General features: G+C 52.8%; 15 protein-coding genes. 11 read left to right on the plus strand and 4 right to left on the minus strand.

The window, feature by feature from the left end:
• Positions 1-52 precede the first annotated feature (52 nt).
• The 4 genes from JSQ80_RS16030 (at position 53) to JSQ80_RS16045 (ending at position 9,886) form a co-directional block, all read left to right on the plus strand.
• The gene (locus JSQ80_RS16030; protein ID WP_087435048.1) at positions 53-766 is read left to right on the plus strand and encodes a 4'-phosphopantetheinyl transferase family protein; all 714 of its coding nucleotides are present in this window, start codon (positions 53-55) and stop codon (positions 764-766) included.
• Positions 767-790: 24 nt separating this feature from the next.
• On the plus strand, positions 791-7,525 hold the full coding sequence (locus JSQ80_RS16035; RefSeq protein WP_206096002.1) for an amino acid adenylation domain-containing protein: 6,735 nt from the start codon (positions 791-793) through the stop codon (positions 7,523-7,525).
• Between the two features lie 155 nt (positions 7,526-7,680).
• Positions 7,681-8,040, plus strand: a complete 360-nt coding sequence (locus tag JSQ80_RS16040; RefSeq protein ID WP_087435046.1) for a protein kinase — start codon at positions 7,681-7,683, stop codon at positions 8,038-8,040.
• Between the two features lie 199 nt (positions 8,041-8,239).
• The gene (locus JSQ80_RS16045; protein ID WP_240463688.1) at positions 8,240-9,886 is read left to right on the plus strand and encodes a methyl-accepting chemotaxis protein; all 1,647 of its coding nucleotides are present in this window, start codon (positions 8,240-8,242) and stop codon (positions 9,884-9,886) included.
• Between the two features lie 87 nt (positions 9,887-9,973).
• On the opposite strand, the gene JSQ80_RS16050 is transcribed toward JSQ80_RS16045, so the two are convergent.
• The 3 genes from JSQ80_RS16050 to JSQ80_RS16060 are packed head-to-tail and all read right to left on the minus strand — an operon-like array spanning position 9,974 to position 12,049.
• Entirely contained in the window at positions 9,974-10,705 is a 732-nt protein-coding gene (locus JSQ80_RS16050; protein WP_206096004.1) for a polymer-forming cytoskeletal protein, read from the minus strand.
• Positions 10,706-10,735: 30 nt separating this feature from the next.
• The gene (locus JSQ80_RS16055) at positions 10,736-11,410 is read right to left on the minus strand and encodes a polymer-forming cytoskeletal protein (RefSeq protein WP_206096005.1); all 675 of its coding nucleotides are present in this window, start codon (positions 11,408-11,410) and stop codon (positions 10,736-10,738) included.
• 15 nt (positions 11,411-11,425) lie between these two features.
• Positions 11,426-12,049, minus strand: a complete 624-nt coding sequence (locus JSQ80_RS16060) for a YhbD family protein (protein WP_206096006.1) — start codon at positions 12,047-12,049, stop codon at positions 11,426-11,428.
• A gap of 486 nt (positions 12,050-12,535) precedes the next feature.
• Here JSQ80_RS16060 and JSQ80_RS16065 point away from each other — a divergent pair, with 486 nt between their 5' ends.
• Together JSQ80_RS16065 and JSQ80_RS16070 are read left to right on the plus strand one after the other, a co-directional pair.
• On the plus strand, positions 12,536-14,281 hold the full coding sequence (locus JSQ80_RS16065; RefSeq protein ID WP_206096007.1) for an ABC transporter ATP-binding protein: 1,746 nt from the start codon (positions 12,536-12,538) through the stop codon (positions 14,279-14,281).
• The gene (locus tag JSQ80_RS16070; protein WP_206096008.1) at positions 14,274-16,094 is read left to right on the plus strand and encodes an ABC transporter ATP-binding protein; all 1,821 of its coding nucleotides are present in this window, start codon (positions 14,274-14,276) and stop codon (positions 16,092-16,094) included. The genes JSQ80_RS16065 and JSQ80_RS16070 overlap by 8 nt, the downstream gene beginning before the upstream one ends.
• Before the next feature lie 88 nt (positions 16,095-16,182).
• Here the strand turns inward: JSQ80_RS16070 and efeB are convergent, their stop codons facing one another.
• Positions 16,183-17,502 (minus strand): iron uptake transporter deferrochelatase/peroxidase subunit, encoded by a 1,320-nt coding sequence (gene efeB, locus JSQ80_RS16075; protein WP_206096009.1) that lies wholly within the window; start codon positions 17,500-17,502, stop codon positions 16,183-16,185.
• 270 nt (positions 17,503-17,772) lie between these two features.
• Between efeB and JSQ80_RS16080 the strand changes: the two genes are divergently transcribed.
• The 5 genes from JSQ80_RS16080 to JSQ80_RS16100 all read left to right on the plus strand — a co-directional run bounded on the left by JSQ80_RS16080 (position 17,773) and on the right by JSQ80_RS16100 (position 23,771).
• The gene (locus tag JSQ80_RS16080) at positions 17,773-18,825 is read left to right on the plus strand and encodes a DUF4198 domain-containing protein (protein ID WP_206096010.1); all 1,053 of its coding nucleotides are present in this window, start codon (positions 17,773-17,775) and stop codon (positions 18,823-18,825) included.
• 99 nt (positions 18,826-18,924) lie between these two features.
• A complete protein-coding gene (locus tag JSQ80_RS16085) occupies positions 18,925-20,862 on the plus strand; it encodes a copper resistance protein CopC (RefSeq protein ID WP_206096011.1) in 1,938 nt (645 codons plus the stop codon).
• A gap of 343 nt (positions 20,863-21,205) precedes the next feature.
• Positions 21,206-21,439 (plus strand): transcriptional repressor, encoded by a 234-nt coding sequence (locus JSQ80_RS16090; protein WP_240463689.1) that lies wholly within the window; start codon positions 21,206-21,208, stop codon positions 21,437-21,439.
• 297 nt (positions 21,440-21,736) lie between these two features.
• Positions 21,737-22,402, plus strand: coding sequence for a serine/threonine protein kinase (locus JSQ80_RS16095; protein WP_087435036.1), 666 nt, complete (start codon positions 21,737-21,739; stop codon positions 22,400-22,402).
• Positions 22,403-22,586: 184 nt separating this feature from the next.
• Positions 22,587-23,771 carry a trans-sulfuration enzyme family protein gene (locus JSQ80_RS16100; protein ID WP_087435035.1) on the plus strand — a complete coding sequence of 395 codons (1,185 nt, stop codon included), beginning with the start codon at positions 22,587-22,589 and terminating at the stop codon, positions 23,769-23,771.
• The last annotated feature ends 99 nt before the right edge of the window (positions 23,772-23,870 follow it).

Raw genomic sequence — 23,870 nt, forward strand, 5'->3', positions numbered from 1 at the left:
AGGCTATTGGGGACAATAGTCTTTTTTTTGCGTTTAGAGGGCGAATCGGATTATGAATATTGTCTTGTTGAAATTGGAGGGCGGTTCTCCTCGCGATGAGATGGATCGGCTGATTGACAGACTAATCCCGTATATTACTCCTGAAAAATACAAAAGACTGGACAGGCTCCGTAAGCATAAAGAGCGACAGCGCTTGGTGGCCGCGGACATTATAGTCCGCAGTCTGCTTTGTCGCAAATTGGGCCAACGCAACGACGAGCTTGTCTTCCGCACCAATAGATACGGCAAACCCTATCTTAAAGGGAATCCGGTATATTTCAACGTATCCCATTCGGGCGATATCGTAGCAGCGGCGCTTGATGATGCGCCAGTAGGCATTGATATTGAACGATTGAGAGAGTGGGACATGGACGTGGCCCGTCTTATATGCGCGCCGCGCGAGTGGGACATGCTCCTATGTGCAGATGGCGATCGCGCGCGCCAGGAACAGTTCTTCACCATTTGGACGGCGAAAAAAAGCTGTCTCAAGGCGATCGGCACGGGGTTTGGCATGTCTCCGAGCTTGCTTGAAATCGTGACGGAAACTGCTGCTGAACCGAATGGCTGCAATCCCGTCTGGAGCGTTGATGATTACTATGTGAAACAGTACTCCGGGCTTGAAGCAGGCTACTGCATGGCTGTTTGTGCACGGCATTCGGAGTTTGCCGAACAAGTGGAATACATAACATTGGAACAATTGGCTCATCGATTTATGAATTATCGTTGAAAGAGATAAAGGAGTGGACATAGAGTGGCTTCAATTCAATTGACAGTAGAAAAATTGGCCGGACATGACGCCTATCCTATCGAGATGCCAGCGGAGACGGCACGTCTCCTGACCGAGCGTTCAGGCGAGCATTCCGTCAAGCTGGAATCCGTTATATGCGGAGCTTGGGCTGCTCTGCTTTCCCGGTTTTACAATTCGGAACAAGTGGCTCTTCACATAGTTGGAGCAGAGAACGGCAACTGCATCCATACGGTAGTCAGCCAGAACGACGTAACGTTAACCGGCATCCAGAGCATTCATGCCAGTCTGTCGTCCTCTGATGACGCAGATGGCGAGTCTTGCTCAGCAGCATTGGAGGAAGGCGGCGTTGCATCATATTGCTGGTGCGGCACCGGAATTTGCCCTGAGCTTCCTGAAACTCAACACGTAAGCGGACTGCATGGCAGATTTCAGTATGCTGGCGCAGATGGCGCGACTTTACCGGTATTTACGATTTATTATGAACAAAATCATTTTCAGCAAACGACGATAGAACGGTTGGCAGTCTATTTCCTGCAGCTCCTCCAAGAAGCTGCACGGCACCCGCAGAAAAAAATCGGCGAGCTGGAGATGCTGACCGAGCAAGATAAACTTCAGCTGATTCGCGATATGAACCGGACGCAGGCGGATTATCCAAAAACTTTTACCGTACAGGCGCTGTTCGAACAGCAGGTGCTTCAAGCGCCAGACCGAGTTGCCGTTGTGGAAGAAGGGCGGGAGCTTACATACCGGGAAGTGAATAAAAAGGCGAATCAATTAGCCCGCCGTCTGCGGAAGCAGGGGGTGACCCGCGAGAAAACCGTCGGGATTATGGCAGAGCGAACCGCGGAAATGGTCATCGGCATTTTGGCGATTCTGAAAGCTGGAGGAACTTATGTCCCGCTTGATCCGGATCATCCGCAAGACCGCATTCAATATGTGTTGGAGGATAGTGCCACGCGCTTGGTACTGACAAGCCGATTAGCGGCCGATTATTTACCGGGCGACATCGAACGCATCATCATCGACGATCCGGATATGGCCGCTGAGCCGGAGGACAATCTGCCTTCTGTCAATCAGCCTGAGGATCTCATCTATATCATTTACACGTCGGGCTCGACGGGGCGGCCGAAAGGCGTGATGGTCACGCACCGCAACGTCATTAGACTCGTCAAACAAACGAACTATGTGAAGTTCGGCCAAGACGATCGCATCCTGCAGACGGGATCGCTGGTGTTCGATGCATCGACCTTTGAAATCTGGGGCTCGCTCTTGAACGGATTGGGCTTGGTGCTGGTTGACAAGACGACGATCTTGGATGCGGAGCAGTTGGAACAAGCCATTGTCCGTCACGGCGTGACGATTATGTTTCTGACGACGGCGTTGTTCATCCAATTGGTGGACCGCAACCCGCGCATATTCGCTCCGCTTCGCCAATTGCTCGTCGGTGGAGAACTGATGTCGCCGAAGCACTTTTACCGCGCGGCGAAAGATTGTGCGCCAATCGCGATATCGAATATTTACGGTCCGACCGAGAATACGACATTTTCCACCTCCTTCGAGCTAAAGCATGAGGTGGACGGCACGATACCCATCGGTACGCCGATAACGAACTCGACCGCTTATGTGGTGAACGAGTACGGCATGCTGCAGCCAATAGGGGCGGTAGGCGAACTGTGGGTCGGCGGCGAGGGCGTTGCGCGCGGTTATCTGAATCAGGAAGAGCTGACGCAGGAAAAGTTCATCGATAGCCCGTTCGTGCCAGGGGAGCGGATTTATAAGACGGGCGACCTAGTGCGGATGCTGCCGAATGGCAGTATTGAATTCGTAGGCCGCAAGGATCACCAAGTGAAGATTCGCGGCTACCGAATGGAGCTCGGCGAGATTGAAGCGCAAATTCATGCTCACGAGCAGGTGACGGAAGCGATTGTCATCGATTTCGAAGAAACTCCGGGGCAAAAGGCGCTCTGTGCCTACATCGTGGCAGAAGGAGGCATGGCGGCGGCCGAGATCCGGGAGTATTTGTCACAGCATTTGCCGGAATATATGGTGCCTGCCTATTTCATGTTTTTGGATCGGATGCCGCTTACGATTAACGGCAAGATCGACCGGGCGAAGCTGCCGCAGCCAGAGAAGCGGGAGCGGGCTGCCGCTGGTTACACGGCTCCCGTCAGCGAGACGGAAATGAAGCTAGCGGACATGTGGGCGGAACTGCTTGGCATAGCGCCCATCGGAACGGAGGACCATTTCTTCGAACTGGGAGGCCACTCGTTGAAGATGGCTCAGCTGCAGGCGAAGATAGCGGCTGCATTCCATGTCACGCTGTCCTTCAAAGAGCTGTTCGCGAATCCATACATCGGCAAGCTGGCCGCGCTCATCGATGGGGGCGAAGAAGGGCGGTTCGAGGCGATTGAACCGGCGGAGGCGAAGCCGCATTACCGGCTGGCTCCGGCGCAGACACGAATGTTCGCGCTGCAACAGCGGGGCGGAGTCGGCATGGCTTACCACATACCGCTCGTGTATCAAATAAGTGGCAAGCTGGACGCAGGACGGCTTGAGCAGGCGTTGGACCAACTGGTGGAACGGCACGAGGCATTCCGGACCTCCTTTCATTGGGAGCAGGATGAAATAATCCAGAAGGTGCATGCCCATGCCGGCTTCCAGCTGCAGTTCATTGAGGCGGAAGGCCGCAGCGCAGCGGACCTTGCCAACGAATTTGTCCAGCCGTTCCAATTGGAGGAGGCGCCTTTGCTCCGGGCAGCATTGGCTAAGCTTGGGGAAGATGATTATGTGCTTCTGCTGGACATCCACCATATTGTCTTTGACGGTACGTCGCTCAGCATTTTCGCCGAAGAGCTATCAGCGTTGTACGAGGGCAAGCAGCTTGAGCCAATACGACTGCAGTATAAAGACTACGCCGAATGGCAGTCGCAGCGGAAGCAAGATATAGATGGCCATGAACGGCATTGGCTGCGTGTGTTAGAGGGAGAGCTTCCGGTACTGGAGCTTCCGGCCGATTTCCCCCGTCCGAACGTGCAATCGTTCGAGGGGGATATCGTGCGTGTAACGCTGCCTGCTGAAGCGGCGGCAGGCTTGAAGCAGATGGCTCTTGATCAGGGAACGACGCTATATATGACGTTGTTGTCCGTTTATAATGTGCTGTTGTCCAAATATGCGGATAAAGAAGATGTCATCGTCGGCTGTGCGATTGCCGCACGGACGCATGCCGATTTGAACCGGATGATGGGCATGTTCGTCAATACGCTGCCGATTCGGAGCTATCCAGAGGGCGAGAAAACGTTCGCCGCTTATTTGGAAGAAATGAAGGATACTCTTCTGTCGGCATATGAGCACCAGGATTATCCTCTCGACAGCCTGATTGATCGTCTGCAGCTGAAGCGGGATGTAAGCCGCAATCCGCTGTTCGATACGGTGTTCGTCATGCAGAACATGGGGGATACGTCGCTCCATGCCGGGGACGCCGCCTTCACGTCAGTGCCCTATCACAACGGCACGTCGAAGTTTGATTTAACGCTGGAAGCGGTGGAGAACGGAGAGGTTTTATCGCTTAACTTCGAATTTTGCTCGAAGCTGTTCAAGCGGGCTACGGTGGAACGGATGGCCGAGCACTTCGTGCAGCTGGCCGAACAAGCGTCAGAGCAGCCGGATCGCAAAATCGGCGAGCTGGAGATGATCACCGCGCAAGAACAGCAGCAACTGATTCACGAGTTCAATCAGACGGCGGCAGATTATCCGCGTAATTCCACAGTGCACGCTCTGTTCGAGGAACAGGCGCGTCTCACGCCGGATCGCATCGCTCTAGTGGCGGGCGAACGGGAACTAACGTACGGGGATCTTAACGCGGAGGCGAACCGGTTGGCCCGATATTTGCGGCAGCAAGGGACGAAACCCGAACAACCGGTAGGTCTGTTCACGGAACGGACAGCAGACATGATTATCGGCGTGCTTGCAATCATGAAGGCGGGCGGAGCTTATGTTCCGATCGATCCGGATTACCCGCAGGAACGGATTCAGTATTTGCTGGAAGACAGCGGCGCGGCAATCGTGCTCACAAGCGGGCATTTGGCCGATCGGCTGCCTGAAGGCTTGAAGCGCCTCGGCTTCTCCGATCCGGAGCTGTCCCGTGAGTCGTCGGATAACCTGGAGCATGTGAACCGTCAAGACCATTTGATTTATTTGATGTACACGTCCGGCTCAACGGGCAAGCCAAAAGGAGTTATGGTCACGCATCGCAACGTGGTTCGCTTGGTGAAGAATACGAATTTCGTGACGTTTCAACCGGATGACTGCATTTTGCAGACGGGATCGCTCGTATTCGATGCCTCGACGTTTGAAATCTGGGGAGCGCTGCTGAACGGACTCCGGCTTGTGTTGGTGGACAAGACGACGATCTTGGATGCTGAGCAGTTGGAGCGAGCCATCGCTCGGCATGGCATCACGATGATGTGGCTCACATCGCCGCTGTTTACCCAACTGGTGGAGAAAAATGAGCGTCTCTTCGAACCGGTGCGGACGCTGCTCGTCGGCGGTGATGTCTTGTCGCCGAAGCATATTTATCGCGTGCTGCATGCGTGTGCGCCGATATCGATTGTGAACGGCTACGGCCCTACAGAGAATACCACCTTCTCGTGCTGCCACCACATTACGGCGGAACGGGACGGCTCGATCCCGATTGGGAAGCCCATTGCGAACTCGGCTGCTTACGTGGTGAACGGATATGGCAAGCTACAGCCGATTGGCGTGGCAGGCGAGCTGTGGGTTGGCGGCGACGGCGTGGCGCGCGGTTATTTGAACCGGGATGATCTGACGCAGGAAAAATTCATCGACAGCCCGTTCATTTCCGGCGAGAAGCTGTACAAGACGGGGGACCTCGTGCGGTGGCTGCCAGACGGCACCATCGAGTTTCTTGGACGGAAAGACCATCAGGTCAAAATTCGCGGTTACCGGATGGAATTGGGTGAGATTGAAGCGCAAATCCGCACCCATGAGCTGGTGAAGGAAACGCTTGTTACGGATATCGAGGAGTCTCCGGGGCAAAAGGCGCTGTGCGCCTATATTGTGGCCGAGGGCACATTGACAGCTGCCGACATCAGACAGCATCTGCTCTCACACTTGCCGGATTATATGATACCGACCTACTATGCGTTTTTGGAGCAAATGCCGCTAACGACGAACGGGAAAATCGATCGGCCGAAGCTGCCGGCGCCTTCGAAGCAGGAATGGACCGCGGCGAACTATGTGCCTCCAGCCAATGACACCGAAATGAAGCTGGCGGATATGTGGCAGGAGCTGTTAGGGATTGCGTCGGTCGGAGTATGCGACAACTTCTTTGAATTGGGCGGCCATTCTTTGAAGGCCATCACGCTCGTGGCCCAATTAAAGCAGGAGTTCGAAGTCGATGTCAGCGATATATTTGCGTATCCGACAATTCGGGAGCTGGCACAGCATATGAAGTACCGTCCGAATCATATGAAAGACAAGCTCGAACAGATTCGGGAAGCTTATCTGCAAGCAGCATCCGGTGAAGAAGATCGGATGGTAAGTGAAGGCTGGACCCGTTACCGGAATCGAAATGAACGGTATGGCCAGATGGATTTATCGGAACGGGCACAATACCGCAATGTTCTGCTGACCGGAGCGACAGGATATTTGGGCGCTTACTTGCTTCGTGATCTGCTCGTCGGCACGGATAGCGCGATTATTGCCATTGTCCGCGGGGAATCGCCCGAACAGTCGCGGCAAAGATTATACGATAAGCTTGCTTATTATTTCGGAGCTTCCTTGGCGCAGCAGCATGGGCAGCGAATTGAGGTTATCAACGGCAATTTGAGCGAAGAGCGTCTTGGACTGGAAGAGGACGTATACGCCAAGCTGGCGGACGAAGTTGACTGCATCATTCATGCGGCCGCCAATGTGAAGCATTACGGGCATTATTCCGAATTCGTGCTGAACAATGTGACCGCAACGGAGCGTTTGTTGGAATTAGCCGCTGCCGGGAACAAGAAAGAGTTCCATCATGTATCTACGATGTCCGTTGGAATGGGAACGATCGAAGGGAAGGCAGAGGTGCTCTTTACCGAAGACGCGCTGGACATCGGTCAGCGGCATGACAACTATTACGTGCAGACGAAGTTTGCGGCAGAGAAGCAGGTGGAGAAGGCCCGGGAGAATGGCGTGAATGCCAACATTTATCGAATCGGCAACATCGTGTTCAATTCCGAGACCGGTCATTTCCAAGAAAATATCCAGGACAATGGCTTCTATAACACAGTGAAAGCCTTCATCCGGTTGGGTGCTGTCCCAGAGACCGGGCAAGATACGGATTTGTCTTACGTAGATCAGGTGAGTCAAGCGATCATTACGCTGTTTGACAAGCCTGAGCTGCGCAACGAAACGTTCCACATTTATAATCCGAACCGCATCGGCATGTCAGACATGCTTGCGGAGCGGGATGAATGTTCCGTGGTGCCGCTGCCGATGGATCGCTTTTTGGATTATTTGTTCGAGCGCTACGAGCAGAAAGCGGACAGAGAAGCGGTAGAGAATGTCATGCTGCACAGCGGTTGGATGGATGAAGGGACGGCACAGACTTCATTCGTTCATTCCGCCGAGCGGACGACGGCCGTGCTGGGCTATCTCGGATTCTCTTGGACAGAACCGGGAGATGCGCAAATTACGAGCATGCTGAAGCATTGCCGCGAAGTTGGCTTCCTGTCGTAACCGGGTAAATAAATCGGTTTCGAGACTACATATGGGAGGGATGGCATCGAGAATAGGGGCAATAATGGAAGCACTGTGAAAGGTAACAAGCAGCAACAGCGATTTACACAATAGACGTGGTTATGGAACCACAACATCTGAGGAGGAACGATACGATGTTTGAAACAAATTTTGACGCAGCAAAGAACCGTGTATATGTAAAACTTGAAGGCATGATGGCAATGGACGAGGCAAAAGATTACGATAAAGCCGTTCGCGGTCAAGTTGATAAAGCCAAGGAAGGATACACGTTCTGCATCGATATGGCGAATGCCCAGCCGGCACCCGCGGAAGTAAACGATTATTTGGCAGGATTGCGTGAGTACATGGCGCGCAAAAACACGAAAGGTTCCGCGATGATCGTGAGCTCCGCCTTGACGAAGCTTCAACTGTCCCGCTTGGTGAAAGATCTTGGCGGCGCGTACGGCGTGGTGCAAAGCTATGAAGAAGCGGAGCGTTATTTGGACACTCTCTAGGAAGCACTCATAAATTAACGTTTCATAGAAAGCATATTGGCTAAAAAGACTTGCCCGTTTTCGGACGGGGAGTCTTTTTTATCACTAGCCTCTAAACGCGGCCGCTCATCTTTGAAAGGCCCGATGGGGAGATTTTCTCATCACATGAACATCGCTACGTGCCGGCATGGCACTCTATTACAAAGAAGGTGAGATCCTAATGAAACTTCAGTCTATCAACGAACGATTTCGAGCAGTATGGAGCCGCTGTTTTCAATCTCTTTTGGCACGCATTTTATTGCCAATCAGCCTGTTGACCTTCCTTGTCATTCAGGCGACATGCTGGGTAAATTTAAGTTATATGAAGAATATCGTCAACGATCTCATGGTAGAAGATGCGCAGACGGTAGTGCGGCAAATCGGCAAGCTCATAGTGGAGCATAAAGGAGAAAATCCGAAGGTCATTTTGAACTCGATAGCCTACAAAGATCACAGCTATGCTTTACTAGTTAAAGACGGCAAAGTTATCGCACGGGCAGGCATGGGGCTGTCAAACGGGAAAGATGATTTAAGTCCGCTCTATTCGGGAGGACAGCATGAGTTGTTTCTTGATACCGGGTTAGGGGGTTACGCTTTTGCTGCCAAAGCCGGCGATTACACCGTCATTTCCGTGGCCGACTTCGACGACTTTGATAACGGACTCAATAGTTATAATTGGATTATGTTTGGCGTCACGGTCGGAGCATTGATAGTCATAGCAGGGGTAACTTGGCTGCTTGTCCGAAGATTATTTGTGACTCCGATTCGGAGCGTGTCACACACGATAGAACATATTGGCGAAGGCGACTTTACGAAGCGTGTTGCTTTAGCTACAGATCGCAAAGATGTTTGGGGAGCCGTTGCACGCAGCTTCTCGGGCATGAGGACTAATCTGAAGAGCTTAGTGGATCATGTTGTAGACACGAGTGAGAAGATTACGCTGACGTCGAATGAGTTCGCGATTAGCTCCCAAGAAACGAGTAAATCGTCTGAACAGATTACGATATCGCTGCAAGATATTTCGATGGGCGTCGATGAAGGCTCCAAGAAGCTGGCGGAGGTCAGCCAAATGATTGAGGACGTCACGATGGCGATTGGAGAGGTTGATCAAGTAGTCAAGACGATAACCGATGAATTTGCGAAAGCGAATGACAAGGTTGTGCTTGGAAATGACATCGTAAATGAAACGGTCAACCAGATGAATCAACTGTCTGAAAATGTTGAATCGAGCTCCAAGATTATGAACAATCTGGAGCAGAAATCCGGTAAGGTCGGTGAAATTCTGAAAATTATTACCGATATTGCCGGTCAGACGAATTTACTTGCGCTTAATGCTGCGATCGAAGCGGCGCGCGCCGGGGAACATGGAAGAGGGTTTGCCGTAGTGGCCGACGAGGTGCGCGTGTTGGCGGATCAATCGAACAAGGCCGCAATGGAAATTCACGAAATTATATCGGAAGTCCAATCCGAAACGGGAAAAGCGGTCGAAGCGATGGACAAAGGCTATCAATTCGTCAAATCGGGGATTGGCAGCGTAAACGAGACTGGCGACGTATTTCACGCGATGGTCGCCATGATGAAGGAAATATCCAATCTGGCCAGCATGGTGGAGGCCATTGTCCAAGAAGTGAATACCAGTTCGCAAGAGATGCTTGAGCGAGTGCAGGGTGTCGTCCAGATTTCCGAAGAATCGGCGGCGAGCGTTCAATCGATCGCGGCTGCGACCGAAGAACAGAATGCGGTAATGGAAGAGCTGGCGAGCTCGGCTGAAGAATTCAAGCGGATGTCCCATGGCCTGCAAGCGGCTCTTGGCAAGTTCAAGTTCTAGAGACTTTAGATTCAGCTTTATATTGGAGCACGAGAACCGGTACCTATGGCGGGTATCGGTTCTCTGCTTATCTCACGCAGAAAATGGTTACATTTGAACGACTGAGTTGACGGCGCTATCCTGAGCCTGATCGAAGTGATGGCGATACTCGACGCGCCCGATCTCGCAGCCGGGGCCAATCTTGACGTGATTGCCGCGCACGATGCCTGCGGTCGTATGCTCAAGTTCGATATGGTCGCCCTCAATGATATCGGCGGTCAGCCGCGCATCGGGCATGGCTTGGAAGATGCCCGGAATAAATTTGAGCATATTGGTGAGTCCGCCTCCCTTGCGGACCATGATGCTTTCGCCGCCGATTTCCTTCGCTTGACAGTGCCAATTGATGCGTAAATCCAAGCTGCCCACATTGAGCAGACCGTGCACTGCAAAGGAGCCGACTGCGGATATGGTCTCGATTTCACAATCGCCTTGTACCTCGACCGAGCCCCTCAATTTCAAGCGTTCGCCTTGCAGGCTGCCGCCGATATTCACCATGCCGCTGATGTTAGCTTCCTGCGCCTTCACGCTACCCGTAAAGTCGCTTTGCCCCTGAACGGCAAGCTTGCGCGCAAGCAGGCTTCCTTCCATATGTGAGGTGCCGCGAATCTTCATCTCCTCGGACTTTACGTGGCCATGCACCCTCGCCGTGCCCGCACAGGTAAACAGGCGGCATTCCACATTTCCGTTCACCTCTCCGTCACCCAAAATGCTGACTTTGTCGTATGTGCCTCCTTCAGCGCAGGACGATCCCATTATTTTTAAATGCTGACGCTGTTCCATTCGCGTACCTCCCGAATAACCATATGCGGATTATAGCCTAATATGGTTGTTTACTCGCGCACTTTCATGCAGCTGCACGGACTGCTTATATTCAACCAAATCAATCTCGCAGCCAGGGCCGATAATAACCTGCGTCCCGCGTACGACGCGAGCTTTGGTGTATTCCAGAACAACTTTGTCGCCTTCGATCGTATCTGTCTCCAGATGCGGGCTGCTGAACAAGGTAGAGAATAGCTTGCTGAAAACGGACAACGGTTTGCCTTGCATAACGGAGATGTGCTCGCCGCCAATTTCCCGCGCGCGGCAGCTGTGAAGCAGCTTGATATCTATGGCCCCGGCATTGAGCAATCCGCCGATGTCGAAGCTTCCATGGGATTTGAAGCGTTCTGCTTCACAGTCGAATGCTACCGATGCCGTTCCGTTTATCTCAATCGTTTCCCCAGTAAGGCGGCCGCCGATGCTGATCGTCCCGTCAATGCGGCTATGGTCGGCCTGCATGCTACCTTTAACCGTACACATGCCGCGGACTTCGAACTTATCGGCTTGAATGCTCCCTGTTATTTTGCCTTTGCCGTTGCTCACGAACGAAGCGCAAGCAACATCACCGTTTATTTCTCCCATTCCATCAATGCGAACGCGCTGGAACGTCCCCCCAGATGAGTTTCCGAATCCAGATATGCTGATATCTCTCAAATGCTGACTCATGAGAGCTTCCCCCAATCAAGTAAGTTTGACCTTTAATTCTTCCAAGCAGCTCGCGAGCGAGATATGAGACACAAGCTTGGTTCCGCTATCGAAATATACTTCGCCCGGACTGGAGGTGAGCAAGAAGAACGAGACGCCCATCTTCCGCACGAGCATCAGCTCGCAGCTTCTCCCATCGAATCGCTTGTAGTGATCGCGAAGCACCTGGAGCAGGCTTGTGCCTTCCGCCAGGCTCATTTCTCCGGTCTGTAGCATTCGATCAAGCACGTACATATGAATCAGTTTCTCAAATGTAAAAGCATCGGCATCGCCCGTCTGGTCCGTGAAATATTGCAGCGTCAACGGTGACACAATGCCGCGGTTTACAATGTCTGATTTATGGAGTGCCGTCTCAGCCAAGTTGGGCGAGAACATGTCTGCCAGCTCGTCAAGGGACAAATTGTCTTTCATGTCGATGATTTTATCGATACGCGCCAATATTTTATCTTTCGGAAAAAAGGTCTCCTGACCGGTAAACGTCGACTTGCGAATGAACCATTCTTCTGGAATCAGATCTTTGCGCTTCCACCGATACAACTGGCCGTAAGAGATGCCGGTCATCTCAAGCAATTCTTTTTTTGAGATAAGTTGTTCATCCATAACATGCGGAAGCCTCCTTCATCGTCCTCTAATGTAACAATGTTACGAAATTATCGTAACACTGTTTCGTTATCATTGCAATCAGGCACCGACGATGATATCGCCGAGACTGTACTCCATTATAGGCAGTGCCGCCATCTGATGGAAGGGGAGGGCGGAGCAAAGAGGCGAATGAAGCGGATCTCCGTCAGTTCGAGCGTACTCAAGACGAAAGGAGCATTTCGTGTAATTAGCCAAAATATCGAGGTCTTGATCGAGATTCTTCTTCATTAAATTTGTTGACAAGATGTTAACAAATGGATTGAAGCCGCGCTATAATTGATCTATTATATCTATCTGAAAACATATTTGGTCCCGAAAGGAGGCGACTTAGCCGAACGGGAGCATGGAATCGATCGTCTTATGAAGCGGGCGGCCACCGCAGCCGACTTCTGTCTCCAGATCCCTCCGGCACCGGACTCGAAAACTGGTACGGGAAGTGAATTCATGAAAGAAAAGACGTTGTTATTCGGCCATGTTCGGTCTCATTTGCCTCTTTATGTGACAGCGGTATTGTTTATGGCGGCAGCCAACGTCATTTATGCTTATTTTCCAAGTTTGCTCGGACAATTTACGGATGAGCTGCAGCAGAACGGATTGACGAAGCCGTCCATCGTCCGCTACAGCTTGTGGCTGCTCGCTATCGGAGTCGGTTATGGAACACTGTTCGGCATGGGTCAATATTTGAATCACCGGCTTGGCCGCTGGTTCGAATTCAATACCCGGCAACGGTTGTTTCAGCAGTTTACGCGTCTTAGCGAGCATTACTTTTCCAACAACGGGGTTGGCAAGCTCCTTAGTTACTTCATGAATGACGTAACCTCTGTAAGAGAAACGATTGCCAATGGCCTCAACCAGATGACGAATGCGACGATTCTATTAATTTCTGTTATCGTCATGATGAGCATGAGCAACATCCCGCTTTATCTGGTGTTCGTCTGTGTGCTGCCTTTGCTCTTCATCCCGCTGTTTGTCGTCTACTTCGGTCCCCGGATTCGGTTGCGTTCGCGGGCGGTGCAGGATTCCTTGGCATCGATGACCGAATCGGCAGAGGAGCAGTTCGGCGGCATTAAGGTGACGAAGACGTTCGCAGTCGAGCATATCGCCCGGGAACGGTTCGGGGAAACGGTGGACCGCATCCGCGACAATCAACTGAGTCTCGTCCGCATGACATCGCTGTTTCAAGCGCTGATTCCTTTCGCCGGATCGCTTTCATTAGTTATCGCGATAACGTACGGAGGCATTTTGTCCATTCACGGTCAGCTTTCTCTCGGTAATTTCGTTACATTGACGCTTTATTTGCGGATGATTATTACACCGCTCCAGCAGATCGGCAACGTCATCAACGTCATGTTGCGTTCGCGGGCGTCGCTTGATCGGTTGAACCGGCTGCTTGGGGAAGAACCGGACATCCGCGAGGCGGAACATGCCGTTCCGATCAATCCAGACAAGACGGGGATTGACATCCGGCAGTTGTCTTTCGCTTATCCAGATACCGATACCACATCGCTCAAAAACTTGAATATCCAGGTGCCGGCAGGCAAGACTCTAGGCATTGTCGGCAAGACAGGGAGCGGCAAGACGACTTTAGTCAAGCTGCTGCTGAGAGTATACGATCCGCCGCAGGGAACGATCTTCATTGGCGGGCAGGACATCTGCGGACTGACGTTGGAAAGCTTGCGCACGCAGGTGGCGTATGTGCCGCAGGACGGCTTCTTGTTCAGCACGACAATACGGGACAACATTGCGTTTTACGACCGCGGTGTAGATGATGAGCCCGTTGAGGAAGCGTCCAGGCTGGCAGATGTGTATGACAATATTGCGGACCTTCCGGATCAGTTCGGCACAAAGCTCGGTGAACGGGGATTGACCTTGTCGGGCGGGCAGCGCCAGCGGACCAGCCTGGCCCGTGGACTCATCAAGAATGCGCCGATTCTCATTCTGGACGACAGCGTCAGCGCAGTCGATGTCGTCACGGAGACGAATATACTGCGCAACTTGCGCGAAGCGCGCCAATGCAAGACCAATATTATTATTGCCCATCGCATCAGTGCCGTCCGATATGCTGATGAGATCATCGTGCTGGAAGACGGCGCCGTCAAGGAACGCGGAACGCATGCAGAGCTGCTCAAGCAGGGCGGTTATTATTCCTCGCTCTATGCCATTCAAGAGGAGGGGATGCTCGATGCATGAACCGAAAGGCAATGAAGCGCGGAGCGCCTATGACGTGTCTCCCGAGGATCGCAAGCAGTCGTTCAAGGCGATGCTCTCCTATGCGAAGCCGCACCGCTTTACGTTTCTTACCGTGTTTGTATGCACATTTTTCGCCATCGGCGCGGATTTGCTGCAGCCTTATCTGGTGAAGATCGCCATCGATGATAATGTGTTGACGGGTCAGCACGGCGTCAGGACACTCTTGCTGCTCGGCGGGTGTTATTTGCTGCTCGCGGCGATAAGCATGATATTTTCGTACGTGCAGGCGAATCTGCTGCAGAGGGTCGGTCAGAGCATCGTCGGGCAGCTGCGGAAGGATTTGTTCCGGCACATTTCGAAGCAGTCGATGTCATTCTTCGACCGCAATCCGATAGGCAGCCTCGTTACGAATGTATCGAGCGATACGGAGACGATTAACCAATTTTTCACGCAAGTGCTGTTGAGCATCGTGCGGGACGGACTGTCGCTTATATTGATCGTGGCATTCATGTTCTCGCTTGATGCGAAGCTGGCTTTATTCTGTCTTATCCTGTTCCCGATTATATTCGCCATCGCGATTGCTTTCCGCTCGAGGCTGCGATCCGCTTATCAGCGGACGCGGGCCGAGCTTTCCCGGTTGATTGCGTTTCTGGCGGAAAACTTATCTGGCATGAGCCTTATCCAAGCGTTCCATCAGGAAAAGGAGCAGACCGAGCGATTTACGGAGCAGAACCAGAAATATTTGCGCGAAAATCTGCGTGAGGTGCGCACGAGCATCATGTTCAACCGCTCATTCGATATTCTCGGCAACGTATCAGTCGCCTTCATCGTCTGGATCGGCGGCTTCGCCGTGCTGGATACCGCGTTAGAATTCGGCGTGCTGTATGCCTTCATTAACTATATCCGGCAATTTTTCCAGCCGATTAACCAAATTACACAGCAATGGAATACGCTCCAATCAACGATCGTATCCATGGACCGCTTGTGGCGCATCTTCCGCGTACAGCCGGAGGTTCGCGATCCGGAGCCGGAGCAGGCACAGGAAATCGATGCGTCCGATGTGCAGGGACAGGTCGATTTCAACCGCATCCGCTTCGCCTACGTTGATGATCGGGATGTGCTGCATGATTTGGATTTGCACATCTCGCCGGGGGAATTCGTCGGCATCGTGGGCACGACGGGGGCAGGCAAGAGCTCGCTCGTCAACCTGCTGGCGCGCTTCTATGATGTGAAGCGGGGCAGTGTGGAGATCGACGGCGTTGACATCCGGAGTGTGCCTCAAGAGACATTGCATCGCATCGTCGGGCTTGTCCAGCAGGATCCGTATCTGTACTCGGGCACGATACTGGACAATGTGCGGCTGTTCCAAGATGACGTCTCACGGGAAGAAGTGATATGGGCCTGCAAGTCGGTTGGGGCGCATGGCATGATTAAACGCTTGAAGCATGGGTATGATACGCGGCTGTCTGAGCGCGGCAGCGGGTTATCCGCCGGGGAGCGGCAGCTGATTTCCTTTGCCCGCATTCTCGTGTTCCAGCCTCGCATCCTTATTCTGGATGAGGCGACTGCGCATCTCGATTCCCATACCGAGCGGTTGATTCAGCAAGCGCTGAGCGTCGTGTCGGAAGGAAGAACGACTCTTGTCATTGCGCACAGACTGTCCACGATTCAACATGCGGATCGCATTATCGTCATGCGTCATGGACGCGTCGCCGAACAAGGCACGCATGAGACGCTGATTGCCCAGGACGGATTCTACGCGGAGTTGGTTCATCATTCGCGTCCGATGAAGCTCCATGCGCAGCATATGTGACCGTAAGATAAGCAGAATAACAACCTCCGCCAGACACCATGTTACTGCCGGAGGTTGTTGCGTCATAAACCCTGCCTGCTTGCGGGGATTAATGAAACAGCGCCTCCCCGATAAAGCTTCCTGCCTGTGCGCCAGGCGGACAGGCAAACACGGCGCTGGAGAGATGGGACGTATATTTATTCAAGGCATCATGCTGCGCGAGAATGGAGAGCATGGGGATGAACTGGTTTTTGATGCTCTGCTGAAAACTGATAAAAAGAAGACCGGCGTCCAATTCGCCAGTATTTGCATCCAGGCCGCTGGAGTAAGAGTAAGATCGCCGCCACATTTTCGTTCCTGTGCCGCGGGCAAGCCACACGTGCGAATCTGTCGGCATATGGCGCATGGACACGGCATCCGCTTCGTTTAGTTTGCCGAACGGGGCGCCACTTTCTTTGAGACGGCCGAACGTTGCTTCTTGCTTTTGCAATGCTGTATGATCCCAGGCATCGATAAACATGCGAATTTTCCGGACGGCTAAATAGGTGCCCCCAGCCATCCACGGCGGATTATTTGACGGTGAAGCCCATACATAGCGATCCATGGCTTGATCATTTTCAAGCTCGTGGTTTGCCGTACCGTCTTTAAATCCAAACAGGTTCCGAGGTGTTTGTCCCTCAGGAGCACTCAAGTAACCTTCCTGCACCCAACGAATCTTCGCAGTTCCTTGGGCAACTCTGGCCAAGCTGCGTATCGCATGGAAGCTGACGACCGGATCATCTGAGCAAGCTTGGATACAAATATCGCCGCCCGATTGCTGTCCGTTCAATGCGTCGCCAGGCATAGCCGGAATGTCAACGAGCTCATCCGGTTGTTTTGCGGCCAATCCGAAGCGGTCAACACCGTCTTTGCGAAATAAAGTGGGGCCGAAGCCATACGTGATCGTAAGCTTTGCGGGGGACAACTCTTGCGCTTCCCCGGAGTCAGACGGCGGCGCAAGTCCATTTTGGCCAGCTTCTCCAACCGGTTGGCCGGCCGTCATGTGTGCGCTATAATCGGTCCACGTTTTGCATAATTGCTCTAATTTCATTCTGTCCGCTTGCGTGATGTCGAAGGCGGCAAAGCATATATATTTTTGCGGAGGTGTTGCAATGCCCGCTTGCTTCGTCCCGTGGAAGGGAATGGAGCCGACAGCGCCGGTTTGGCCTGTTTGATGCTCCTTCGTTGCCATGCCAGGCTCTTGGCTTGGTCCTGAACCCTTAAGGATACCGCTAAAGGACATAAAGGCGCCCATGCCGCCCATGCCGACAAACATTCCTGTCCCCGCAGCGGCGCTTAGCTTCAACAACTCTCTGCGGCTCATTTTGCTTTTGTCGGATTCATTGCGCTCTTGCTGCGTCTCCGATCCTTTCTCATTCTCAAGCTTCATCTTATCCCTCCTCATGAACAGCTTCGGTCTCATGTTCAGGTTAGTTTAAGAATCATTGCTCTTCAATTGAAATGTGTTACAAATTCCCAACAAAAGATGCCGAAGCTTTGAAATATATGCTTCTCGCCCCCAGTAGTAATGAACGGTCTAATCAGATTGTTCATTTATTTGTGACATTTTATAGCTAGGTTGAGTCATGTGCATATAACCGCATTGCTTTACAATTTTCTATGACATTAATCACATTTGTGTTGAAAAGGGGCGGGTTATATGAAAAAGTTAGCGAGCATTGCGATAAGCACCTTATTGTCATTGTCCATCGCCATTCCGGCGTTTGCGCATGACGGTTGGTCACAGACGAACAGTCCGATTATTGGCGAAGGTGAAGTCTCCTATGTTGAAATGATGCTGGGCAATCACTCTAACGAGCATCGCAGCTACCGCATCGCCGGACAGTGGAGCACTGACTCGTCTAAAGTGTACGTCCTGAATCCGTCAGGGAAGAAGACGGATATTACAGACACGAGATTTTACACGGGTGAAGCGGCAACCGAGGAAGAGCCAGCGGTCAACAATTACTTCGTCTCTTCTTTCTCGGCGTCGAAGCCGGGAGCCTATATCGTATCGGTCGAAGGCGACAGCATCTTCAAGCATGACGGAAAGGCAAGCCGCACGCTTCGCAGCGCCAAATCGTTCGTCGCGGTGATGGATATTCCCGTGTTGAAACGGGCCTCGCTTCTGAAGGGCTTCGAACGGCTAGTGAGCCCAGATCGGGCGGAGCTGGTTCCGCTCTTCAGTCCGGCGGCGGTCAGACCGAATCAAGAAATATCGGCACAGCTGATGCTGAAAGGCAAGCCGCTGGCCGACACGGAGGTATCTCTCATTCGCCGCAGCAATTCGGAAGCGAAGACGCTGAAGACGGACGCTAAAGGCACCATCTCATTCAAGACAGGTCCTGCCGACTATTATTTGCTGCGCGCCAAGCCGACTATGAACGAACAGGTCGAAGGCCAATACGATTCGGTAAGCTATGAAGCGACGATGACTTTCATTGTACAGAACGGCTCGAACCAGCTTCTTGGCCAACCGGCTGCGGCACAGCCGCAAGTATTCGTGAACGGAAAAGCAGCGGCTGATCAATCGTTCAGATTCGTTGATGGAACCTTGAAGGCAGATGCCGCATGGGTCAAATCAACGCTCGGCGATGTGACAGGGACAGGTTTCGTCTCCTTGCGCGATGCGGCAGAGAAGACAGGGGCGGTGCTGGAATTTTTGCCTGCAGTCGGAGCGAATCGGGCAGCCGTCCTTCTCTATACGAAGTAAGACAATGAGAATTCAATCCGCAGAGGCCGTTGGAGCTCCAACGGCTTTTGCATTCCAAGAGTAAATCAACCTTGGTGTGAAAGGAGGAAGAATGACACAATGACAACGCTGAACAGAGCGGCAAAGCTTGCGCTAATATTTATGGTTTTTCTTGTTCCGTTTATACTCTTGCCGCAGCCTGTTTCCGCTCATGCCAACATGGCATCATCCTCGCCGCTCTCGAATTCGGAATTGGCTGATGCGCCGACGGAAATCCGGATTACGTACACGGAAGGCATCGATGCGAAGCTGAGCTCGATGACCCTATGGAACGCGGATGGCGCAGAGATCGCCGGCGAGGTCAAGAGCGACGGAGACAAGACGCTGGTGAAATCAATTTCGTCCTTGCCGAACGGGGTTTATAAAGTAAAGTGGCAAGTGCTCTCGGTAGACACCCATGTGACGGAGGGCTCGTTCGAATTTGCCGTCGGCGTGAAGCTGAACCAAGCAGGACCTGCAGCTACGAAATCGTTGGATGACGATGAGCCGGCGTCCGCGACAGAGGATAAGACGCCGGCCCCAGTCAAGCCTGAGACGAACGGAGCAAAGAACGCCGGCGGATCCGCCAATAAGCCGGCGAACAAGGATTCCGGAAAGGGGCAGCCTGCTTCGCAGCCGGAACCATCCAAGTCTGGCGGCGCAACATCAGGGGACAACACGGCTGCAGACGTTGCCGGGCGGAAGGAGCCTCCAAATCCATCGACTGAACCGCAATCCACAGCGGAGCGGAAGCCGAACGATGCGCAGCGTCAAGAGAAACGGGACGATACGAATGATACGGATAGCGCGGCGGAACAGTCCGGGAAGGAGAAAGAGGCCGTACCAGCCGCACCAGCCGCACCGGACGCATCGTCCCGGGCGGGGGATGGAGAGGAAGGGCAAGGCGCCATTGATTCAGCATCCCCGGTTCAAGCAGAGAAGGTGCCGGCGGATGCAGGCAGCGAAGCAGCTTCCGAAGAAGGGGAAGCTGATCATAGCCGCCATCATGGCCATGAAGCTGAAGAAGCCGCGTCAGCACATGCGGCCGCAGCCAATCATACGAACCATAATCATGGGGATGGCAAGCTTGATGGTTGGAACGCGTTGATCCGCATCGTCAATATCGTTGTGACCGTATTGTTATTCGCCATATTGTATTATCGCATGATGTTGGCGGACGGAGTGAACGCTCGCTTTCCAACATTCCATCGCGCGCTGAAGCGCCTGTGCGGAAGCATAACGCTTGGCGCGGTTCTCATATTCGCGGTTGCTTATGCGGCGCATATGCTGCTTATTGCGCAGCAGCTGAGCGGCGGCAGGGCGGATACATCAGCTGCGTCAACCGCTCTAACTCTTGCCGTATCAACCCGAGTAGGCTTGGCGGATGGCGCGCGCGTAATGCTTGCATCATTGCTCGTCCTTACGCTGCTGTTCAAAAACCGCGCAGCTGCGCTCTGTAAACCAGCGCAGTGGCTCATCCTGCTTGGAATCGCCCTAACCTTTCCGCTCACGGGACATGCGATAGCCTCCGATTCTGGGCTATTGTCCTTCGTGACGGTTATCTCTCATACGCTTCATATCATTACGGCATCCGTCTGGTTCGGGGGACTGCTGGGCATGGGTATGCTAACGGCAGGCTGGCGGCGAAGCAAGCTTGGCGCGGAACATGTTCATGAGATCAACGGGCAATGGGGACGATTTTCACGGGCAGCCTTGCCGCTTACCATCCTTACGACAGCGACAGGAATCCTGCTCGCCGCGATGCGGTTAGGGACATGGTCCGCTTTCATTGCATCATCGTATGGGCAAATTTTGCTCGTCAAGAGCGGACTCTTTCTCTTCATCCTCATCATTGCGGCGTTTCACCGCTATTACTGGCTGCCCCGGTTCGCAAAGCATAATGGTGATGCTCGCCTGCTGCGTCAATTCCTGATTGGAGTGCAGGTCGAAATCGCGATCGGAATCGCGGTATTCATTGCGGCCGGCATGCTGTCGACCAGTCCGCCGCCCGGCATGTGAGCGATTGATTTCAATACAAGCTTCTAAATCCTCCTTCGAACGAGATGATGCATCTGCGTCAATCGCGTTCGGGGAGGATTTTTTTTGGCGGATTTGACGAAACTAAATGTTAAATTAGAATTATTATTGATTAAATACAATTACTATGTTAAATTGATACCACATGAATGATTCTTATTATCATAAAAGAGTGTGCTTCGGGAAGGAACGGCCATGCGGCGCATGATTACGATGGCATTTTTGATTTCGTGAATAACATTTCCACAGGAAAGGAATGGGGCCCTTGAATAGTCGGCACATGATAACGTTTATGAAAAAGAAGCGTGAAAGTAGGCCAGTGCATATGACACAGCAGAGAGAAGCGGTTTTGTCTTGCATCAATCAAGCCGTGTCCCCAAAGACCGCAATGGAAATTTATATTGATCTGAAGTCGGATATGACACGCATCTCCCTTTCTACCGTCTATTGCAGCTTGAAATATTTCGTCAAGAACGAGATTGTACGCGAATTGGACGATGACGGCCTGTCCAAACGATATGAATATGCCGGGACTGGCAGCATCTACCGCGAAGCTTGACCGATAACGATATAACTGAATAGCGATACAAGTGCCAAGCCCTTTGCAGACGGATCTGCAGAGGGCTTGCCTGTGTGCGGACGGGAGGCCACGCTTACATGCTGCTGCTGCTCTCCTTTTTGCTGCGGGAGACGGCAAGGTTAAGCCAGAAGATTTACAACCCTTGCAAGGAGTAGAGGAGTACGCCAGCAGGGAGCGGGATATAGAGAAAGTATCAACGAACAGCTAATATTTCACGGCATGGCGGTTGTGGTATATTAAGTAAAGAGGCTTTGTGACAAGTAAGGGGAAATTCGTTTGAAATCCAGTAGGGTTGAGGCGCTCATCGCACAAGTTGAGCTTACGCTCCTTCCGGAGCTTGATATCCGCAGCCATAACGGGAACGATCCCGTCGAGGTGAAAGCTGTGCCAGACGGCTGGGCAGTAATGGGGAACGGGAATTATGCCGTTGTGTTTGCGCATGCTGATTTTCCCAATATGGTTGTGAAGGTATACGCAGACGGTCGCCCGGGTTTGGAGGATGAGGCGGAAGTGTATCGGCGCTTGGGCCGCCACCCTTCTTTTTCGGAATGCTACTATGTGGGCGCAGCTTACCTAATCATGAAGCGGATGCCAGGCTATACATTATACGATTGCTTGCTGGAAGGAATCCCGATACCGCCCTCCGTCATCCGCGATGTGGATGAGGCTCTCGCTTACGCGATCAAGAAAGGCATGTCTCCGCGCGATATCCATGGGAAGAACGTCATGAATGATAACGGCAAAGGATATGTCGTGGATGTGTCCGACTTTCTGCTGCGGGGCAGCGACGGGATATGGGAGGATTTTAAACGCGCCTATCATTGGCTGTATAAGCCGGTGTTGTTGAGGTGGAATCTGCCCGTGCCCGCCAGATTATTGGAGTGGTGCCGCAAAGGGTATCGCTTCTACCGCAGAAACGGGAAGAAACGGCGTCTATCTTGACAATGGCGGAGGGTTTGAATAAACGCGCTACCCTTTGTTATGATGGACTCGGTATACACAATCCCAAATTCTGCAATTCTAAATTCTATGGATCGGGTTCTTCCGGCTCGTTCCACCTGTTGAAGGAAGTAACGACGGGCCGCATGCAGCCGGAACGAACGACAGCGAAAGGATCGAATGGACAATGTCAATAGAGAAACAGCCTTCCTCGCCCTGCAAGACGTGGGACAAACAGACGATCGTCGTGCACGATTGCCATGATGAACGTCATTACGGCGCGGTGACGATGCCGCTGTATCAGAACAGCTTATTCACATTTCCGTGTCATGAAGAATTTTATGAGGCGCTTGATTCTCCGCTTCATTACCATCTATACTCGCGAGGGAACAATCCGAGCGTCAATGAGCTGGAACGGCGGCTCGCGCTGCTTGAAGGCGGGGAAGCGGCACGCTGCTTCGCTTCGGGAATGGCGGCGATCTCCGCATCCATCATGTCGGCGGTCAAAGCGGGCGACCACGTCATTTGCGTGGAGAGCGTGTACGGACCGACACGGCAATTTCTAAGCAGCTATTTGCTGCGCTTCGGGATTGAAACGACGTTCGTGAACGGGGAGTGCATGGCGAGCATCGAAGCGGCTGTGCGTCCGAACACGACGCTTCTGTTTCTGGAAAGTCCGACGAGCATGACGATTCGTCTGCAGGACCTGCGCGCTTGCGGGGAACTCGCGCAGCGGATTGGCGCGACTACGATTATCGACAATACCTGGGCAACGCCGATCCATCAGAATCCGCTGGCGCTCGGTATCGACTTGGTCGTGCATTCCTTGACCAAGTATGTAGGCGGGCACAGTGATATTATGGGGGGCGTCATCATCGGCTCCAAGGAGCGGCTTGAACGGATTGGGCAAGAGGAATTTCTGCTGTTCGGCGGCATCATGACGCCGCAGACCGCCTGCTTGGCCATGCGCGGGTTGCGCACGCTGCCATTGCGCATGGAGCGGCTCGGGCAGAATGGACTTCAGGTCGCTGCGTATTTGGAGCAGCTTCCATTCGTAAAGCGTGTCAATCATCCAGGACTGCCAAGCTACCCGCAGTACGAGCTCGCGCAGCGGCAGATGAGCGGGTGCGGCAGCTTGTTTTCTTTCGAGGCGGAGCTCCCGGTCGAGCAATTGCAGGCGTGGGCGGACCGGCTGGAGTTTTTCCGCATTGGCGTCAGCTGGGGCGGTTATGAGAGCTTGGTGCAGGTTGTGCGTCCGCAAACAGCGGAAGAGAACGAACCGTTCGTGCTGGTCCGCTTGTATGTCGGATTGGAGGATCCGAACCTGCTGATCGGGGACATGAGCCGTTCTTTTCAGGCGCTTGATCTGTAACGAACGGCCGGACGGTCAAGCTTGGAGAGCCGGCGAGGAATACTGATCCTTCAATGCGCTAGAGCGGGGAAAAGGAAAGAGAACAAGTACATGGCTGCG

The sequence above is a fragment of the Paenibacillus apiarius genome, assembly GCF_017052585.1.
Taxonomy (GTDB): Bacteria; Bacillota; Bacilli; order Paenibacillales; family Paenibacillaceae; genus Paenibacillus_B; species Paenibacillus_B apiarius.

Coding starts and splice junctions, on each gene's coding strand:
- JSQ80_RS16030 (WP_087435048.1), top strand. CDS start 53: ATGAATATTGTCTTGTTGAAATTGGAGGGCGGTTCTCCTCGCGATGAG.
- JSQ80_RS16040 (WP_087435046.1), top strand. CDS start 7,681: ATGTTTGAAACAAATTTTGACGCAGCAAAGAACCGTGTATATGTAAAA.
- JSQ80_RS16045 (WP_240463688.1), top strand. CDS start 8,240: ATGAAACTTCAGTCTATCAACGAACGATTTCGAGCAGTATGGAGCCGC.
- JSQ80_RS16050 (WP_206096004.1), bottom strand. CDS start 10,705: ATGGAACAGCGTCAGCATTTAAAAATAATGGGATCGTCCTGCGCTGAA.
- JSQ80_RS16055 (WP_206096005.1), bottom strand. CDS start 11,410: ATGAGTCAGCATTTGAGAGATATCAGCATATCTGGATTCGGAAACTCA.
- JSQ80_RS16060 (WP_206096006.1), bottom strand. CDS start 12,049: ATGGATGAACAACTTATCTCAAAAAAAGAATTGCTTGAGATGACCGGC.
- JSQ80_RS16065 (WP_206096007.1), top strand. CDS start 12,536: ATGAAAGAAAAGACGTTGTTATTCGGCCATGTTCGGTCTCATTTGCCT.
- JSQ80_RS16070 (WP_206096008.1), top strand. CDS start 14,274: ATGCATGAACCGAAAGGCAATGAAGCGCGGAGCGCCTATGACGTGTCT.
- efeB (WP_206096009.1), bottom strand. CDS start 17,502: ATGAAGCTTGAGAATGAGAAAGGATCGGAGACGCAGCAAGAGCGCAAT.
- JSQ80_RS16080 (WP_206096010.1), top strand. CDS start 17,773: ATGAAAAAGTTAGCGAGCATTGCGATAAGCACCTTATTGTCATTGTCC.
- JSQ80_RS16085 (WP_206096011.1), top strand. CDS start 18,925: ATGACAACGCTGAACAGAGCGGCAAAGCTTGCGCTAATATTTATGGTT.
- JSQ80_RS16090 (WP_240463689.1), top strand. CDS start 21,206: ATGACACAGCAGAGAGAAGCGGTTTTGTCTTGCATCAATCAAGCCGTG.
- JSQ80_RS16100 (WP_087435035.1), top strand. CDS start 22,587: ATGTCAATAGAGAAACAGCCTTCCTCGCCCTGCAAGACGTGGGACAAA.